This is a genomic window from Pseudoalteromonas sp. S4741 (assembly GCF_005886135.1).
In the GTDB taxonomy this organism is placed as follows: Bacteria; Pseudomonadota; Gammaproteobacteria; order Enterobacterales; family Alteromonadaceae; genus Pseudoalteromonas; species Pseudoalteromonas tetraodonis.
Genome location: NZ_PNCN01000284.1, coordinates 1 through 294 on the forward strand (window position 1 = coordinate 1; position 294 = coordinate 294).

A 294-nucleotide genomic window follows, 5' to 3' on the forward strand; every position below is an offset into this window, starting at 1 on the left:
TTGCCTCAGGCTTTAAAAGTGTTAGGCGTTTTAATGATGCTTTTTTAAAACAACTTAAAATTGCTCCATCAGCGATCAGAAACGCCAGGCACACAACTAATATTGGGCTCACATTAATTTTGCCTATTCGTACGCCGTATAACTGGCGGGCATTGCATGGGTTTTTAGCAAAGCGACTAATAGAGCCAATATAGTGGTTAACGCCAACCAGATATGGGCGTACTTTTAAATATAAATCGTGTAGAGGGCGCTTTGATGCTGAGTTTGTTGCAGAGAAACATCATTTTCGGGTGC

1 pseudogene is annotated in these 294 nt (G+C 41.2%); it reads left to right on the forward strand.

From position 1 onward, the window contains the following. A pseudogene (locus CWC30_RS18525) lies at positions 1–194 on the forward strand (DNA-3-methyladenine glycosylase 2 family protein); the annotation flags it as partial. Positions 195–294 lie beyond the last annotated feature (100 nt).